Origin of the sequence: Streptomyces litmocidini, assembly GCF_014649755.1 — a bacterium.
Classification (GTDB): Bacteria; Actinomycetota; Actinomycetes; order Streptomycetales; family Streptomycetaceae; genus Streptomyces; species Streptomyces litmocidini.
In genome coordinates this window covers 286,161-302,624 of sequence record NZ_BMTQ01000008.1, presented here as the reverse complement: position 1 = coordinate 302,624, position 16,464 = coordinate 286,161, and the positions used below count along the sequence as shown (strand labels likewise).

The 16,464-nt window shown below is 72.4% G+C and carries 16 protein-coding genes and 2 pseudogenes; 10 read left to right on the top strand and 8 right to left on the bottom strand.

All coding sequences use genetic code 11. From position 1 onward, the window contains the following. Window positions 1-213: 213 nt before the first annotated feature. Window positions 214-1,080 (bottom strand): D-alanyl-D-alanine carboxypeptidase family protein, encoded by an 867-nt coding sequence (locus tag IE180_RS19840; protein WP_229860663.1) that lies wholly within the window; start codon window positions 1,078-1,080, stop codon window positions 214-216. A gap of 256 nt (window positions 1,081-1,336) precedes the next feature. Between IE180_RS19840 and IE180_RS19835 the strand changes: the two genes are divergently transcribed. Further along, window positions 1,337-1,582, top strand: a complete 246-nt coding sequence (locus IE180_RS19835) for a helix-turn-helix transcriptional regulator (protein ID WP_055639523.1) — start codon at window positions 1,337-1,339, stop codon at window positions 1,580-1,582. Further along, window positions 1,582-2,088 carry a hypothetical protein gene (locus IE180_RS19830; protein WP_190158223.1) on the top strand — a complete coding sequence of 169 codons (507 nt, stop codon included), beginning with the start codon at window positions 1,582-1,584 and terminating at the stop codon, window positions 2,086-2,088. The genes IE180_RS19835 and IE180_RS19830 overlap by 1 nt, the downstream gene beginning before the upstream one ends. 23 nt (window positions 2,089-2,111) lie before the next feature. On the opposite strand, the gene IE180_RS19825 is transcribed toward IE180_RS19830, so the two are convergent. Both IE180_RS19825 and IE180_RS19820 read right to left on the bottom strand, forming a co-directional pair. Beyond that, a complete protein-coding gene (locus IE180_RS19825) occupies window positions 2,112-2,732 on the bottom strand; it encodes a phosphoribosylanthranilate isomerase (protein WP_190158222.1) in 621 nt (206 codons plus the stop codon). Between the two features lie 40 nt (window positions 2,733-2,772). After that, window positions 2,773-3,084 (bottom strand): annotated as a pseudogene (locus IE180_RS19820) (MmyB family transcriptional regulator); the annotation flags it as partial. On the opposite strand from IE180_RS19820, the pseudogene IE180_RS19815 reads away from it, so the two are divergent. Together IE180_RS19815 and IE180_RS19810 are read left to right on the top strand one after the other, a co-directional pair. Then, window positions 3,040-3,519 (top strand): annotated as a pseudogene (locus IE180_RS19815) (NAD(P)H-dependent oxidoreductase); the annotation flags it as partial. The pseudogenes IE180_RS19820 and IE180_RS19815 sit on opposite strands and share 45 nt — an antisense overlap. 802 nt (window positions 3,520-4,321) lie before the next feature. Continuing rightward, window positions 4,322-4,861 carry a YbhB/YbcL family Raf kinase inhibitor-like protein gene (locus tag IE180_RS19810; RefSeq protein WP_190158221.1) on the top strand — a complete coding sequence of 180 codons (540 nt, stop codon included), beginning with the start codon at window positions 4,322-4,324 and terminating at the stop codon, window positions 4,859-4,861. Between the two features lie 115 nt (window positions 4,862-4,976). Here the strand turns inward: IE180_RS19810 and IE180_RS19805 are convergent, their stop codons facing one another. Further along, a complete protein-coding gene (locus IE180_RS19805; protein ID WP_190158220.1) occupies window positions 4,977-5,738 on the bottom strand; it encodes a metallophosphoesterase family protein in 762 nt (253 codons plus the stop codon). A 187-nt stretch (window positions 5,739-5,925) separates the two neighbouring features. Further along, window positions 5,926-6,651: a dienelactone hydrolase family protein gene (locus IE180_RS19800; protein WP_190158219.1), complete on the bottom strand. Its 726-nt coding sequence runs from the start codon at window positions 6,649-6,651 to the stop codon at window positions 5,926-5,928. Window positions 6,652-6,914: 263 nt separating this feature from the next. Between IE180_RS19800 and IE180_RS19795 the strand changes: the two genes are divergently transcribed. Further along, the gene (locus IE180_RS19795; protein WP_190158218.1) at window positions 6,915-7,811 is read left to right on the top strand and encodes an AraC family transcriptional regulator; all 897 of its coding nucleotides are present in this window, start codon (window positions 6,915-6,917) and stop codon (window positions 7,809-7,811) included. A 393-nt stretch (window positions 7,812-8,204) separates the two neighbouring features. Here the strand turns inward: IE180_RS19795 and IE180_RS19790 are convergent, their stop codons facing one another. Beyond that, entirely contained in the window at window positions 8,205-8,834 is a 630-nt protein-coding gene (locus tag IE180_RS19790) for a class I SAM-dependent methyltransferase (RefSeq protein ID WP_190158217.1), read from the bottom strand. 102 nt (window positions 8,835-8,936) lie between these two features. Between IE180_RS19790 and IE180_RS19785 the strand changes: the two genes are divergently transcribed. Both IE180_RS19785 and IE180_RS19780 read left to right on the top strand, forming a co-directional pair. Continuing rightward, entirely contained in the window at window positions 8,937-9,443 is a 507-nt protein-coding gene (locus IE180_RS19785; protein WP_190158216.1) for a DinB family protein, read from the top strand. A 186-nt stretch (window positions 9,444-9,629) separates the two neighbouring features. Continuing rightward, window positions 9,630-11,144 carry a DHA2 family efflux MFS transporter permease subunit gene (locus IE180_RS19780; protein WP_229860639.1) on the top strand — a complete coding sequence of 505 codons (1,515 nt, stop codon included), beginning with the start codon at window positions 9,630-9,632 and terminating at the stop codon, window positions 11,142-11,144. A gap of 121 nt (window positions 11,145-11,265) precedes the next feature. Here the strand turns inward: IE180_RS19780 and IE180_RS19775 are convergent, their stop codons facing one another. Next, window positions 11,266-12,768 carry a SulP family inorganic anion transporter gene (locus IE180_RS19775; RefSeq protein ID WP_190158215.1) on the bottom strand — a complete coding sequence of 501 codons (1,503 nt, stop codon included), beginning with the start codon at window positions 12,766-12,768 and terminating at the stop codon, window positions 11,266-11,268. A 239-nt stretch (window positions 12,769-13,007) separates the two neighbouring features. On the opposite strand from IE180_RS19775, the gene IE180_RS19770 reads away from it, so the two are divergent. From IE180_RS19770 to IE180_RS19760, 3 genes are all read left to right on the top strand, one after another. Then, complete coding sequence (locus tag IE180_RS19770; RefSeq protein WP_190158214.1) at window positions 13,008-13,376, top strand: PRC-barrel domain-containing protein; 369 nt, start codon at window positions 13,008-13,010, stop codon at window positions 13,374-13,376. Between the two features lie 150 nt (window positions 13,377-13,526). After that, window positions 13,527-13,736: a hypothetical protein gene (locus IE180_RS19765; protein WP_190158213.1), complete on the top strand. Its 210-nt coding sequence runs from the start codon at window positions 13,527-13,529 to the stop codon at window positions 13,734-13,736. A gap of 242 nt (window positions 13,737-13,978) precedes the next feature. Continuing rightward, window positions 13,979-14,527: a GNAT family N-acetyltransferase gene (locus IE180_RS19760; RefSeq protein WP_190158212.1), complete on the top strand. Its 549-nt coding sequence runs from the start codon at window positions 13,979-13,981 to the stop codon at window positions 14,525-14,527. 141 nt (window positions 14,528-14,668) lie between these two features. Here IE180_RS19760 and IE180_RS19755 read toward each other — a convergent pair whose 3' ends face one another. Beyond that, a complete protein-coding gene (locus IE180_RS19755) occupies window positions 14,669-16,399 on the bottom strand; it encodes a thiamine pyrophosphate-dependent enzyme (protein WP_190158211.1) in 1,731 nt (576 codons plus the stop codon). Window positions 16,400-16,464 lie beyond the last annotated feature (65 nt).

The following is a 16,464-nucleotide window of genomic DNA, read 5'->3' as shown; positions in this document are numbered from 1 at the left end:
TCACGCTCCTCACGCACCGCTCCCTGCGGTGCGGAGCAAGTGGATCACGCGGCGGCCGGCCCGCCGGCTCCGGCCGCCCCGCGGCCCGGGGCCGCGGACGCGCCACCGGGGAACGCGCGGCGGCACCCGACCGGTCCGCCGACGCGCTTCCCCGCGAGCCGGGCGGCGACCGGCGCCGTGGGGCGCCGGTCGCCGCGGCTCACTCCTCGCCTCCTACCTCGCGAAGCCGTAGTCCAGCAGCTTCTTGACGTCGGCGGCCCTGTTCGTCTCGGACGGCGAGGCGAGCACCGTGCCGATGACCGTCTTGCCGCCACGGGTGGCGGCGAAGACGAGGCAGTACTTGGCCTGCGGACCGGAACCGGTCTTCACGCCGATCGCGCCGCTGTACGTGCTCAGCAGCTTGTTCGTGTTGGTCCACGACATGTACCGGTAACCGCCGCTCTTGGTGGTCACCTTCTGCTGCGTGGACTTCGTCTTGACGACGGTGCGGAACGTGGAGTTCTTCATCGCACTGCTCGCGATCTTCGTCAGATCACGCGGAGTCGAGTAGTTCTGGCCACCCCCTATTCCGTCGAACGAGTCGAAGTGGGTGTTGCGCAGGCCGAGCCGCCTCGCCTCGGCGTTCATCTTCCCGATGAACGACTTGACCCGGGCGTCCCGCGTGGTGCCGGTGCCGAACTTGTCGGCCAGCGCGTAGGCGGCGTCGCACCCCGACGGCAGCATGAGGCCGTAGAGGAGCTGACGGACGGTCACCTTGTCCCCGACGATGAGCCGGGCCGAGGAGGCGTTCCTGGAGACGATGTAGTCGCTGTAGGCCTTCTGGATCGTGACCTTGGCGTCGAGGTTGAGGTTCGGCTGGGCCAGCACCACCTTCGCGGTCATGATCTTCGTGGTGGACCCGGTCGACCGTCGGGTGTCCGCGGCCTTCCCGTAAAGGGTCGTACCCGTCCCGTTGTTCATGACGAACCCGCCCGGGGCGGTGATCGACGGGACGGGCGTCGCGGCGTGCGCCTGGCCGGCGAAGAGGCCGCCGGCCAGTACGGCCGAGGTCGTGAGCGAGACGGTCACGGCTCTGCGCAGGCCGAGTGTCGGAGTCAGCAAAGTCTTCTGCCCTTGGTAGAGATCGATGTCTTCCGGGTCCGTGGGCCCCGCACGGGTCGCGCGGGAGGGCCGGCCCTGGTTCTGCCGGGTCCCGCGACGGTGCCGGACACGGACCCGGCGCATGGAAGACGCACGAAAGGGCTCCATGGATGCACGGTGAGGGCCGTGATCTTCCTCGCGCCCCGTTCGGCCCCCTCTGTTGTACTCATGCAGCCGAATGTAGTACTTCTTATGCATGAGCGAGCAGGTGCACAACAGGCTGGCCGTTGTCAGAGCAGAGCGGAAAGTGTCGCGACAGGCACTGGCCGAGGCAGTGGGCGTCCACTACCAGACCATCGGCTACATCGAACGCGGCCAGTACAACCCCAGCCTCGACCTGGCCCTGAAAGTGGCCCGGTTCTTCGGGCTGCCGGTGGAGGCGCTGTTCTCCCTGGAGCCGTTCCAGCCGCTCACCGACGAGGTCTACGGGAGGAAGCAGTGATGACCGCGACGCGCTACGACCGGCGGATGTACGCCGTGATGAACGACCGCCGGGCGGCCGCGGCCTATGCCACGGCGGCCCGGCGCCGACTGCTGGTGGGCGCGCACTTCGCCCTCACCGTCACCGGAGCCGGCGCCTGGATCGCCACGGTGTTCGGGCCCGGATACGGTCCGGCCGTCGTCGTCGCCGTCGTGACGCTCCCCTGGATGGTGCTCACCGGCATGCTCAACGGCTCCACCCGCGGCCTCCTCGAGCTCCGTGGCCGGATGCTCGACGAGCGCCAACTCGTCGAACGGGACCGGGTGCGGGCCCTGGCCCACCGCATCACCCTGTGGTTGCTCGTGGCCGCGGTGTTCGGCACCGGCGCCCACGGCGTCCTGACGGACGTCGCCCTCCGGGGGGCCGTGACCCCGCTCCTCGTCGGCGTGCTCGCCGCGCACTGGATGATGCCGCTGTGGGTGGCGGGGCTGCGCGTCCAGGACGACCTGGGCGACGACGAGTCCTGAGGCCGGACCACCGCCGACGGGAGTCAGACCGCGTGCGGGGCGGTCCGCTTCGCGGCGGTGACGAAGGTACGGATCAGGCCGTGGTCCTTGACGCCCGGCGCGGACTCGACGCCGCTGGACACGTCGACCCCCCAGGGGCGCGCCCGGCCGATCGCCTCGCCGACGTTGTGCGGTGCGAGCCCTCCGGCGAGCAGCCACGGACCCTCGGGCCGCGCGCCCTCCAGCAGCGACAGGTCCCACGGCTCGCCGGAACCGGCCCGGGGCGAGTCGAGGAGAAGGACCTCCTCGCCGTAGGCGCCGACGCGCGTGTCGGGCCGGTCGCTCAAGGACGTGGCCCGCCACAGTCGCGGGAAGATCCCGGCCGCGGCCGCGAAATCCTCCTCGCGATACGCGGTGCCGTGCAACTGGAGCGCGCCGAAGCCGAGTTCACCGGCGATGCGGGCGGCCTCGGCGGCGGGGGTGTCGTTGACCACGAGGACGGACAGGACGCCCGCCGGCACGTGGGCGGCGAGCCGCGCCGCCCGGTCCCGGCCGAGCCCGCGCACACTGGTCCCGCTGATCACCAGCCCGACGGCGTCGGCCCCGGCCGCGACCGCCGCATCGATGTCGGCGGCCGTCTTGAGCCCGCACACCTTCACGAACACGTGTCTCTCCTCTGCTGACCCCCGGCGCGGCACCCCGAGCCTACTCACTCCCCGCGTGCGCGCGGGCGGCGGACCGTCCCCGGGGAGGCGCCCCGACGCGGGGGCGGGCGCCGTCGGACGATCGGTCGTGGACCCGGACGTCGACCGGAGGACGCGTGGGGGCGCTGTCCGCGTCCAGGCCCGCGAGGAGGCGCAGCCCGTCCTCGGCCGGGGTGCCGGGGGTCGCGGACAGCACCGCCAGTTCCATGCCCGCCCCGTCGGGCGGTGCGAAGTTCTCGTGGTGCAGTTCGAGCAGGCCGACCAGCGGATGCCGGTACGTCTTGCGCCCGTGGGTGCGGGCGCGCACGTCCGCGCCCACCCGGAGCCCGAGTCGCTCAACGGCTCGCTGAAGGACCTCGCGGTCGCCACCCTGGAGGCCGCCGGGCACGAGGTGCGGGTGAGCGACCTGTACGCGATGAACTGGAAGGCGGTCGTGGACGCGGCGGACTACGGTCCCGCCGCCTCGAACCCGCTGAAGGTCGCCCTGGACTCGGGCCAGGCCTTCGAGGCCGGGACGCTCACCCCGGACGTCGCGGCCGAGCAGGAGAAGCTGCTGCGGGCCGACACGGTCATCTTCCAGTTCCCGCTCTGGTGGTACACGATGCCCGCGATCCTCAAGGGCTGGGTGGACCGGGTGTTCACCCACCGCTTCGCCTACGGCGTCGGTGAGCACAGCGACACCAAGTACGGCGAGCGCTTCGGGGAAGGCACCCTCGCAGGGAGGAGGGCACTGCTGTCGGTGACCACGGCGCCGGAGGGTGCTTCGTCAGAGGCGGTTCGGCCGGCCACCTCTCCGCCCTGGTCGTGGCCCGCGACACCGGCAGGCACCGCCTCGGCCTGACCGCGACGGCACCCGTCCGGATCGCCGTCAGCGACCAGGTCCATTCCTCCGTCGGCAACACCTTGCGGATCATCGGCGTCGAACCGCTCGTCGTACCGACCTCGGACCACCGGCTCACCGGCCCGGCCCTCGCCGCGGCGCTCGCGACGGCCTCCGCCGACGGCGGCGTCCGCGCGGCCTGCCCCTCTGGTTCTCGCTCGCCGTCCACGGCACCGGCGCCTACCGGGACGCCGTGGCGCGGGGCGCCGAGATCGCCCGGTACACCGCCCGCCCCGTCGAGGCGACCGACGGCCTCCACCTGCTCCGCGAGCCCGAGCCGACGGTCGTCCTGATCCGCCGCACCGGATGGCGGCCCGAGGACTACTACGCGTGGTCCAGGCGCCTCCTCGCCTCCGGCCTCGCGTTCGTCACCCCCCAGCGTCTGGGAGGGCGAGACCGTCGCCCGGCTGGCCTTCCTGCACCCGGGGAGCACCGAGGAGACGGTCCGGACGATCATCGCGTCCCTCGCCGACGAGCCCGGCCACGGCCCCCGTACGCCGGAGCGGCCGTAGCGCCTCTCCGCGGTCGCGGGAATCAGGGGACGCGTTCACAAAGGTGGCGACCCCTTGCCCGATCCTCTCGCCGGCGGGTCGCCGTCGCCCGGTGCGTGGTCAGATGCTGATCATGCCCGTTCGGGCGATTCCATCGAGAGCACGAAAAGGGATCAGGAATGAGCGATCCGACGAAGCGACGTCCGCTGCCGCACGATTTCCACCCGCCGCTGCCCGAGCTGGTGGTCAGCAGCAAGGACCTGACGGACGGTGGGGTCCTGCCGGACGCGCAGGTGTACGCGAGGGGGAACTCCTCACCGCAGCTCAGCTGGTCGGCAGGGCCGAGGGGCACCCGTGGCTACGCGGTCACCTGCTACGACCCGGACGCGCCGACCGGCAGCGGGTTCTGGCACTGGACGGTCTTCGACATCCCGGCGGACGTCACCGAACTCCCGGCCGGGGCCGGGACGGGGACCTTCGAAGGGCTGCCCGCGGGCGCCCTGCAGGCCCGGAACGACTACGGCAGCAGGGACTTCGGCGGAGCCGCGCCGCCGCCGGGGGACGGTCCGCACCGCTATGTGTTCACCGTCCACGCCGTGGGCCGGGAGGAGCTGGGGCCGGACGCGGACGCGTCCCCGGCACTCGTCGGTTTCCACCTGCGGTTCCACGCCATCGCCCGCGGGCGGCTGATCGCCACGTACGAGGCCGCGGGGGAGTAGGCGCCCGCGGGACGGGGGCGGCCCGCGGGCTTCGTGGGCGACCTCGGGACCGGCAGGCGCCGTCGGTCGTGCAGTCGGTGTTCGGCTGCCCGTCGTCGTGGACGGGGAGCGGGCGTCACGGTGCGTGGTCGCGTCCGTCCCGTGGGGCGAAGGCGGCGAGGGCGTCGGCGTCGGTCGCGCGAGCGTGCAGGAAGTGGTCGGCCCACTCGGTGATGCCGGGGTAGGACGAGTCCTGGCTGAGCCGGGCGGCTGCGGCTTGGAGGTCGAAGTGCGTGGTGCGGAGTTCGACACCCGGGCCCAGCAGGGCCCAGTGCGCCCCGGTTCGTCCGTAGGGCATGCCGATGCTGCCGGGGTTGACTACGAGTCGGCCGTGGGCGAGGCGGACGAACGGCATGTGGGTGTGACCGCAGACCACGGTGCGGATGTCGGCATCGAGTCCGTGGAAGACCTCCGTCCAGCGGTCCAGGCGGGAGTCGACGAGGACGACCTCCTCGTCGTCGCGAGGGGTGGCGTGGCAGAACAGCACCTTTCCCAGCCCGTTCACGGACAGGGAGAGTGATCGTGGAAGCGAGCCGAGAAGATCGAGGTGGTCCTCGCGGAGCTGTTCGGCTGCCCAGGGGCCGATCGGGTCGGGGATCGTGTCGCGTTGCCCCCGGCGGTATTCGAGGAGTTCGCGGTCGGCGTTGCCGCTGATCCAGACGACGCGGTCGCCGAGGCCGGTCAGCAGGTCGAGAACCTGGGCCGGTTGCGGGCCGGCGGTGATGTCGCCGGTGAGCACGATGTGATCGGCGGTGCCGACGTCTGGTTCGGCGAGCACTGCCTCCAGGGCCGGCAGGACTCCGTGGATGTCGGACAGGACGGCTACTCGGTTCAGCATGGTCACCACTGTGGGGTGAGGACAGCCGAGCGGTGTGGTCTTTCGCCCGGCGCGTAGTTCAAGGGGGCCGTTCAGCGCGTGTGGTCGCCGGACGCGTAGTCCTTCCAGGAGGCCGTCCCGGTAGGTGGTGACCCGAGTGTTCGTCCGGGAGGAGCCGGCCCGGGCCGAGCGCTCCGAGGCCGTCGGATCAATCCGTGACGGGCAGGCACTCGGCGAGCAGGGCGACGATGTCACGCCAGGCTCGCTGTGCGTGCCGCGGGTGGTGGCCGACGCCGGGAGGCGCGGCGTGGTCGACCGGCGGGTGGTGGAAGGCGTGAAGGGCTCCTCCGTAGACCACGAGGCGCCAGTCGACGCCCGCGGCCTGCATCTCTGCGGCGAACGCGTCCCGTTGCGCGGGCGGCATGATCGGGTCTTCCGACCCGACCCCGGCCCATACCGGGCAGCGAATGCGTGCCGCCTCGCCCGGCCGGCCCGTGGTCAGTGCGTTGACCGTCCCGATCGCGCGCAGGTCGACGCCGGCGCGACCGAGCTCCAGCGCGACCGCGCCCCCGGTGCCGTAGCCGACGGCGGCGGTCCGGTCGGGGTCGGCCCGTGGTTCGGCACGTAACACGTCGAGCGCCGCGTGACCGATCCCCCGCATCCGGTCGGGGTCGGCGAGCAGCGGCAGGCAACGGGCCACCATCTCCTCCGGGTCTTCCACGTAGCGTCCGCCGTGGAGGTCGAAGGCCAGCGCCACGTACCCCAGCTCGGCCAGGGCCTCGGCCCGGCGGCGCTCGACGTCGCTGAGCCCCATCCCCTCGGGGCCGATCAGGACCGCGGGCCGGCGCCCGGCACCGGCGGGGAGCGCGAGGTGTCCGATCATCGTCAGGTTGTCGGCCGGGTATTCGACCGTACGGGTCGTGATCGTCGTCATACGACCGGACGGTAACGACCGTTGCGCCCGCTCGGGACGGTGTTCACCGAGGGCGGAGCAGTCCGCCCCGGCCGCATCGGCTGGACGCGTGCGGTCCGGGGCTCCGGGTCGGCACGCTCCCGCCCGGACCGTGACCGTTGTCGGTGCGAACGGCTGCACCGGGGTCCCCGAGGCCGGCGGGGCACCCGCACGATCTTCGCGCGTCCTTGCACGATCCTCTCTCCCCGGGGGAGGAACGTGTCCGTCCGTGATGGGATGGGCGCATGTCCCTCGACGAGCTGCGCGACCTGCTGGAGCGGCACGCGCGACCTGACCGGACCACGGCCATCGACGGCGTCCGGATCTGCCGCGCCGACCCGGGCGCCGAACCGGAGTACTCGATGTCCGGCGTGATGCTGGCCGTCATCGCGCAGGGCGGCAAACGGCTCGCGCTCGGCGAGCGGGTGTACGAGTACGGGGTCGGCCAGTACCTGGTCACCTCGGCCGACCTGCCGGTGACCGGACGCGTCGCGCCCGGCGGGCGGGAACTCGGTTTCGGGATGACGCTGGAGCCCTCCGTCATCGCCGAGTTGATGCTCAGGGCCGGGCCGGGCGACCTGCCGCGACCGGCCGGGTCGCCCCGGCCGGGGATCATGGTCAGCGAGGCGCCGGCGGAACTGATCGACGCGATCGTCCGCCTGCTCCGCCTCCTGGACCGGCCGCGTGACCGCCGGGTGCTGGTCCCCCTGGTCAAGCGGGAGATCCTGTGGCTGCTGATGACGGGGGAGCAGGGCGAATCGGTCCGCCAACTGGGCCTCGCGGACAGCAGCCTGCACCACGTCAGCCGGGCGGTCGACTGGATCCGGGACCACTACGCCGAGTCCTTCCGGGTCGAGGACCTGGCGCGTTCCTCCGGGATGAGCGTCTCCGCGTTCCACCGGAACTTCCAGTCGGTGACGGCGATGAGCCCGATCCAGTTCCAGAAGCAGATCCGACTGCAGGCGGCGCGGCTCCTGCTGGCCAACCGCCCGCACGACGTGACCGGCGTCGGCCACCGGGTGGGGTACGACAGTCCCTCGCAGTTCAGCCGCGAGTACAAGCGCCAGTTCGGCGCACCACCGAGCGTCGACGCGGCACGCACGCGCGACCGCGTCGACCACGCGGCCGCCGTCGTGCCCTAGCCTTCTGAGCCGGGAATTCTGTTCGGACGCGTGGGCTTGGTCCGTGGCACGTACCGGGCGGCCGAAGGCCGAGTCGATCCCGTCCGGCGAGGAACGGGCCGCGCTCCGGGAGCGGGTGCGGCGACCCATCGGCCGACGCGGTCGATGGCGAAGGAGCCGGGCCCGTCGCAGTCGACCGCGTCCCGGGGGCGGGCGGACGCTCGGTCCGCGGCCGCGCCGCCGACCACGTCCGGGCCGGCACCACCGCCCTGTCCGCCGCTCTGGAGGTCGCCACCGGCGAGGTGACCGGAACCCCGCACCGTCGCCACCGGGCCGAGGAGTGCGGGAAGTTGCTCGCCGAGCTGGACCGGGAAGTCCGGGGCGCGCCGGCACCTGGCGGGTACGGCCGGGCGCCTACGGACGGCGGGCCAGCAGGTGGGCGTCGAGGAAGCCCCGTTCGGTGGCCGGATCGTGGAGCAACCGGGCGAAGGGAACGAGCCCGGCACCGGCCAGCAGTTCGGCGAGGTGGTCCGCCGGCCAGCTGTAGGCGGGCGCCACCTTGTGGTCGAACCGGACCGGCTCCGGTCCGTCGGTCCCGAAGAAGGAGACGAGGAGCAGACCGCCCGGCGCCAGGACGCGTACCTGCTCGGCGAGCAGCTCCGGCAGTTCTCCCGGAGGGGTGTGGATCGTCGAGTAGTGGGCCAGTACGCCGCCGAGCGCGCCGTCCTCGATCGGCAGGGACTCCATCCGCGCCTCCTGGAAGCACAGCGCCGGATGGGCCCGCCGGGCGTGGTCGACCATGCCGGGGGAGAGGTCGAGCCCGAAGGCGTCCAGGCCCAGCTCGTGCAGCATGGCCGTCAGATGTCCGGGCCCGCACCCGACGTCCGCTGCCCGCGGGTTGCCCGTCGCGCGCACCAGTTCGGCGAAGGTGCCGATCATGGCCCGGGCGAACGGCCGTGTCTCCAGCCGGTTCGCGAACAGCGATGCGTACAACTCGACGACTCCGTCGTAGGCCGCCCTGGTCTCGTCCCGATGATGCGCCACGGGCAGGACCCTACAGCCGGTCCGATCATTGGTCCCGGGGCCGGTCGACCAGCACGATAATCCCCTCGACACCGGCCGTGGTGATCGGTGACGCTTCGCACGATGACCAGAACCGAAGACACGCCGCCCGCGTGGGACGAGCGCACCCAGCTCACCACGTTCCTCGACTACGCCCGTGACACCGCCCGCGCCAAGTGCGAGGGAGTGTCGGCGGAGAACGCCCGCAAGGCGCTCCTGCCGGGCTCACCGCTGATGACCCTGAGCGGGGTGATCAACCACCTCCGCTGGGTCGAGTACCACTGGTTCCGGGTGGTCTTCCTCGGCGAGGAGGACCGGGGCCCCTGGACCGAGGAGGACCCCGACCGCGAGATGCGGATCGCCGTCGACTTCCCGCTCCCGCACCTGCTCGACGAATACGCCGAACAGAGCGCCCGCCACCGCGAACTGGTCGCCCGGCACGACCTGGACGAGCGGGCCAGGCGACCCGTCCGCGACGGCCTCCACGTCGACCTCCGCTGGATCCTCCTCCACCTCACCGAGGAGACGGCCCGTCACAACGGCCACCTGGACATCCTGCGCGAGATGCTCGACGGCACGACCGGCTACTAAGAGTGCTGTTCGGGGAGGCCGGTGCCGCGGAAGCCCGTGGGACGGGCCTCTCCCCGTGCGGCCGGGGCCGTGCCGTAATTGGGTTGAGCCCCGGCGGTGGCGCCGGAAGGATCGGGGAAACACCGATGAGTTCTTCCCGGCGTCGCGGTCTGTCGGTGTGACCCGCCCGGAGCGGAGGACACTCACATGACGGAAGGCACCATGCTCGCACCCCACGCGCCACCCACGCTCCCCGCCGCCCGCGTCACCGCCGTGCTGCGGATCCTCGTGCTGTCCACCTTCGTCGTCCTCCTCAACGAGACGATCATGGTCAACGCGATCCCGCGGCTCATGCGCGAATTCCAGGTCACCGCGGCGGCCGCGGGATGGCTGTCCACCTCCTTCATGCTCACCATGGCCGTCGTCATCCCGGTGACGGGGTGGTTCCTCCAGCGGGTGACGACCCGGACCGCCTTCGGCCTCGCCATGGCGCTCTTCCTCGCCGGCACCGCTCTGGCCGCGGCCGCGCCCGCCTTCCCCGTGCTGCTGGCCGCCCGTGTCGTCCAGGCCAGTGGCACCGCCGTCATGATGCCGCTGCTCATGACGACGCTGATGACCCTCGTGCCCCCGCACGACCGCGGCCGGGTCATGGGCAACATCACCCTCGTCATCTCCGTCGCCCCCGCCCTCGGCCCCGCGGCCTCCGGCGTGCTGCTGCAACTGGGGACGTGGCGCCTGCTGTTCCTGGCCGTGCTGCCCATCGCCGGAGCCATGGCCCTCCTCGGCCGGCGCCAACTGGTCAACATCGGCGAGCCGCAGGCCGGCCCCATCGACTGGCTGTCCGTCCCCCTGGCGGCGACGGGGTTCGGCGCCCTCGTCTACGGCCTGAGCGGGCTCGGCGCCGAGGGCTCGGCCCAGGCCCCCGTGCCCCCGGTGGTCACGGCCGTGACCGGCGGCGTGCTGGTGGGCCTGTTCGTGTGGCGCCAGCTGGCGCTGCAGCGCTCGTCCACACCGCTGCTGGACCTCCGCACCTTGACGTACCGGCACTTCTCCGTGGCGCTCGCCCTGATGTGCCTGTCGTTCATGGCCCTCATGGGCGGGTTCATCCTGCTGCCGATCTACCTGCAGGAGGTGGCCGGCCTGACCTCGCTGCAGACCGGGCTGCTCCTCATCCCCGGCGGCCTGACCATGGGCCTGCTCGGACCGCAGGTCGGCAAGCTCTACGACCGGCTCGGCGCACCGCGCCTGGTCGTTCCCGGAGCGGCCCTCACAGCCGCCTGTCTCGCCCTGTTCGCCCTGACGGGCGAACAGACCTCGCCGTGGCTGGTCCTCGCCCTCCACGTGGCCCTGAGCGCCGGCATGGCGTTCGTGTTCACCCCCGTCTTCACCTCGGGCCTGTCCGTACTGCCACCGCACCTCTACCCCCACGGCTCCGCCGTCCTGGGCTCGCTCCAGCAGGTCGCGGCCGCCGCCGGCACCGCCCTGGTCATCAGCGTCATGTCGGCACACGCCGCCACGGCGGCGGCCGGCGGCGCCGACGGCACCGGAGCCCTGGCGACGGGCATCCGGTGGGGTTTCGGCGTCGGCGCCGTGATCGGCGGACTGACCGTGTTGGTCGCGCTGCTGGTCCGCACCCCGCCCGCCCCGCAGCCGCCCGCCGGGGCGGAGGCCCGGGAGGAGGGCGGCACCACGGACAAGACCGCCCCGTCGCCCGCCCTCTGACGCCGGCCGGCGCACCGGGGCCCGGAGCACGGGGTCCGTCCGCGGTGGCCCCGCCCGTCGGGCGGACGGGCGAGGCCCGGCCCCGCGGCCCGCGCCGAGCGCCGTGCGCGGGGCCTCGGCGTCAGCCCGCCGCGGTGAGTTCTCCGCTGAGGGAGCCGTGCAGGCCGGCGCTGGGCTCGTTGAGGCCCGTGATCTCCACGGTCTTGCCGCGCTGGGCGTAACGGTGCTCGACCGCGTCGAGCGCCGCCACCGAGGAGGCGTCCCAGATGTGGGCGGCGGAGAGGTCGATGACGATCCTGTCGGGGTCGCCGGCGTAGTCGAAGCGGCCGGCGAGCTCGTTGGACGAGGCGAAGAACAACTGGCCGGTGACCGTGTAGACGACCCGGCCGCCGTCGGGGTCGACGACCGCGGTGACGTCGGCGAGCCGGGCGACGCGCCTGGCGAAGACGACCGTCGCGGTGACGGACCCCGTGACCACGCCCACGGCCAGGTTGTGGGTGGCGACCACGCACACCACCGTGACCACCATGACGACGATCTCGCCCGCGGGCATCCGCTTCAGCGTCCTGGGCGCGACGGAGTGCCAGTCGAAGGTCGCGAAGCAGACCATGACCATGACGGCGACCAGGGCGGCCATCGGGATGTCGGAGACGAGCGGTCCGAAGACGAGGCACAGCACCATCAGGAACCCGCCCGCCAGGAAGGTGGACAGACGGGTCCGGGCGCCGGAGACCTTCACGTTGATCATGGTCTGACCGATCATGGCGCAGCCGCCCATGCCGCCGAAGAAGCCGGTGACGATGTTCGCGATCCCCTGCCCCACGGCTTCCCGGGTCTTCGACGAACGGGTGTCGGTGATCTCGTCGACGAGCTGCGCGGTCATCAGGGACTCCATCAGCCCGACGAGCGCCATGGCGAAGGCGTACGGGGCGATGGTGACCAGGGCGTCGAGGGTGAAGGGCACGTCGGGGAGTCCGGGTACGGGCAGCGAGGACGGCAGCGCGCCCTCGTCGCCGACGGTCGGCACGGTGATGCCCGCGGCGACGGTGACCACCGTGAGGACCGCGATCGAGACCAGGGGGGCCGGGACCGCGGTGGTGATCCTCGGGAACAGGACCATGAGCGCCAGCCCGGCCGCGAAGAGGGGGTACACGGCCCACGGCACGTGCCACAGCTGCGGTACCTGGGCCATGAACACCAGGATCGCCAGGGAATTGACGAAGCCGACCGTCACCGGGCGCGGGACGAACCGCATCAGCCTGCTCACGCCCAGCGCGCCCAGCACGATCTGGAGGACGCCAGCCAGGATGACCGCCGCCACCAGGTACCCGAAGCCGTGCTGCCGGTTGAGCGGGGCGATGACCAGGGCCACCGCTCCCGTGGCGGCGGAGATCATCGCGGGTCGGCCGCCGACGAACGCGATCGTGACCGCCATCGTGCAGGAGGCGAACAGGCCGATCGCCGGGTCCACCCCGGCGATGATCGAGAAGGAGATCGCCTCCGGGATCAGCGCCAGCGCGACCACCAGGCCGGCCAGTGCCTCGGTGCGCAGCACCTTCGGCGACAGCCAGGAGGGCCGGAAGGAGCGCGGCCGCGCGGGTGCGGAGACAGTGGAGTCGGGCAAGACGGGCAGACCTGTCGGGCGGGCACACCGCCGGCGAGCAGGCGAGCGTACGGGGGAGGGGGACGGTCCTCCACGGTACCGGCGCCGCGGCCGGGCGGATCACCGCCCCTGGGCGCATGGGTCGTCGAGGCCGGGGCAGGCGGAGCTCAAGCGGGCCGAGCCCGTGGTGAGACACACGGAAGAGAAGGGCGGCCGAGAGGGCGTCGGCCGTTCTCGTCCACCGAAGGAGTTGTTTTCGCGTGACTGAGCACGTGTGGAGCTACAAGTCGACCGCGGGCCACCTGGCCGGCACCGATTTGACCGGCTACAAGGTCGAGGCGATCGACGGCGGCATCGGAAAGGTGGACAAGCACTCCGACGAGGTCGACGACGCCTATCTGGTCGTGGACACCGGAGTCTGGATCTTCGGCAAGGAGGTCCTCCTTCCGGCCTCCACCGTGGTCCGCATCGACCTGGACGAACGGAAGGTCTTCGTCGACCGGACGAAGGAGCAGATCAAGGACGCTCCCGAGTTCCACCGTGAAAAGCACCTCGACGACCCCCAGTACCGTCAGGATCTGGTCACCTATTACGGAATGGGAGGCCCTTTCGGGGGTCGGCTGATCTGAATCCGGCGCGAAGGGAGGGCCCGAACCCGAGGGGTTCGGGCCCTCCCTTCGCGCTTTCCCGGTCCGGGAAAAGGGTCGAAGAGGGCCGGGGATCAATCACGGGTCGACGGGTAGCAGGGGTGTGTACGCGAAAAGGCGAGGAGGAGAGGCATGTCCCAGGAAAACCGTGGTCCGGAGAAGGACGGGAGCCGTCCGAAGACCGCCGTCGAGGAGGTTCTCCAGGAGGTCGAGGAGGCGGAGACGGACCCGCGGGAGAACGACGGCCGGGACGGCGAGGCGGCCGACGCGCTGTCCCCCAGCCGAAGCGCGCAGGAGGACGCCCGGCGGCGGGCGAGCGGTGCGGAACCCGGGAACGGCTGAGCGCACGCCGCCGGCGGAGCCCTTCGCCGTGCTCCCCGGCGGCGCGGGCGACCGCGAGGACGTAGCCGGCCTCGTGCGCCTCCGGGGCGGCGCACGGGCGGGGCCCCGGCCGTGGGCCCCGTCACCGGTGGCCCGGGAAGCGGCCCCCCGGCGTCGGGCGCCGCGGCGGTCATCCACGCGGCCGGGCGGGGCCCGGTCGCGGAATCCGGCGCGGACGGCGAAGCCGGAATTAAGCTGTGGCCATGTTGCTGGACCTCGAACTCGGCGGCCGGGAAGTTCGGATCAGAGACCTGGAGCCGGCTGACGAGCAGGACGTGCTCGCGCTGTTCGACGCGGCTGAAGACTGGTTCACAGCCGCCACGGGAGGGCCGGCCGCGCCCGGTGACGTCCAGAGCCTGTACTACGGCTTGCCCGAAGGAGCGGCCTTCGAGGACAAGGCCCTCCTCGTCGTCACGGTCGACGGCCGGATCGTCGGCGTGATCGACGCTGTGCTCCGGCATCCGACGGCAGGCGCCTGCTCGCTCGGCCTGTTCCTCGTCCACCCCGCGTTTCGGCGCCAGGGGCTGGGGCGTCTGGTGGCCTCCGCCCTCCTCCGGGAACTCGCCGGACAGGACTGCACCCACGTGGCTGCTTCGGTGGCCGAGGGCTGGCAACCGGGCACGGGGTTCCTGGCCGACCTCGGGTTCTCCTTCGAAGCGCCCCGGATCCCGACGAACACCCATCGCAACCCCGGCCCCGGCGAGCGTCCCGTCGTCCCGGCGCGACTCCGCCTCGACGCGTCCGCTCACTGACCGGCAGGGGCCCCCACCCCGTCACGAAGCCGTACCGGAGTGCCGGGGGACGGTCCTCGGGGGTGTTCCTCGGCCCGGGACGGAGTCCGCGCTCCGTCCCGGGCCGAGGAACACCGGGCGACACCGCCCACCGGCCGGCGCTCACCCGTCGCCCGACGGCAGGTTCTCCTTGATCTTGGCGATGGCGAAGCCCCAGCCCTGGGACACCGTCGGCTTGCCGGGCACGGCCACTTCCGCCGGGTTCGTCAGCACGTCCAGGAGCACCGGTCCGGGATCGGCGAGCGCCCGGCGCACGGCCTCGTCCAGCTCCGCCGGATCGGTGACACGGATGCCACGGATCCCGAGGGCCTCGGCCACCGCCGCGAAGTCGGGGTTGTCGAGGACCGTCCCGAACTCGGGAAGCCCGGCCTGTTCCTGTTCGAGCTTGACCATCCCGAGACGGCGGTTGTCGAAGACCACGAGCTTGACCGGAAGCCGCTCGGACCGGATGGTCATCAGGTCGCCCAGCAGCATGCTCAGGCCGCCGTCGCCGCAGAAGGCCACCACCTGGCGGTCCGGTGCCCACAGCTGGGCGCCGATGGCCTGGGGCATGGCGTTGGCCATGGAGCCGAGGTTGTACGAGCCGATCAGCCGGCGGTCGCCCCGCATCCCGACGAAACGCGAGAGCCAGACCGTGGCCATGCCGGTGTCGGAGGTGAAGATCGCGTCGTCGGCCGCGTGACGGTCCACCGCGGCCGCCAGCGCCTCCGGGCGGATCTCCTCGGACCGGTTGTCGAACATCGACCGCACCCGCCCCAGGAGCCGCTTGTCGTGGGAGGGGTCGGCCAGGCCCGCCTGGTCCTCCTGCCACCGCAGGAAGCGCTCGCGGGCCTCGTCGAGGTGGGACCGGGAGTCGACCGGGGCGAGCAGCGGCAGCAGGGCCCGCAGCGTCGCGCCGACGTCCCCGGCCAGCCCCACGTCCACCGGGACCCGGCGGCCCAGGTGCTCCTCCCGGACGTCGATCTGCACGACCCGGCAGTCCTCCGGGTACCAGTCGCGGTAGGGGAAGTCGGTGCCCAGCAGGACCAGCGTGTCGCAGGTGTCCAGGGCGTGGGCCGCGGCCGGATTGCCGATCAGGCCCGTCTGGCCGACCTCGTACGGGTTGTCCTCCTCGAAACCCTCCTTGCCCTTGAGCGTGAGCACCATCGGCGCCGCGAGGAGCTCGGCGGTGCGCAGCACCTCCTCGCGGGCGTCCCGGGCGCCGCGACCCACGAGCAGGGTGACCCGGGAGCCGGCGGCGATCGCCTCCGCCGCCTCGGCCAGCGCCGGGTCGTCGGGCCGGGTCACGGCCGGGCGGGGCAGCGCGAACCGCGTCGGCCGGTCGTCCTCGACCTTCCGGTCGCCGACGTCCCCGGGGACGGTCAGCACCGCCACGCCCCGGCGGGTCACGGCCGCCCGCACCGCGGACTCCAGCAGCCTCGGCATCTGGGAGGGCGAGGTCACCGTGGCCCGGTACACGGCCACGTCCCGGAACAGGAGGTCGTTGTCCACCTCCTGGAAGTAGTCGCCGCCCACCTCCGACAACGGCACCTGGCCGCAGATCGCCAGGACCGGGGCACCGCTCTTGGCGGCGTCGTACAACCCGTTCAGGAGGTGGACCGAGCCCGGCCCCACGGTGCCCATGCAGACCCCGAGCTCGCCCGACAGCTGGGCGCGCGCGCCGGCGGCGAAGGCCGCGGCCTCCTCGTGGCGGAAGCCGGTCCACTCGATGCCGTCCGTGACCCGGATGGCATCGGTGAGGGGATTGAGGGCGTCGCCGACCACGCCGAAGACATGGCCGACGCCGAGGTCCGCGAGACCGTCGACGATCACCTGGGCGACGGTACGGGTCATGAGGTCTCCTTTCACGGATTTCACGAGTTTCATGGATTTCACGAGGTTCACGGGTTTCACGAAGG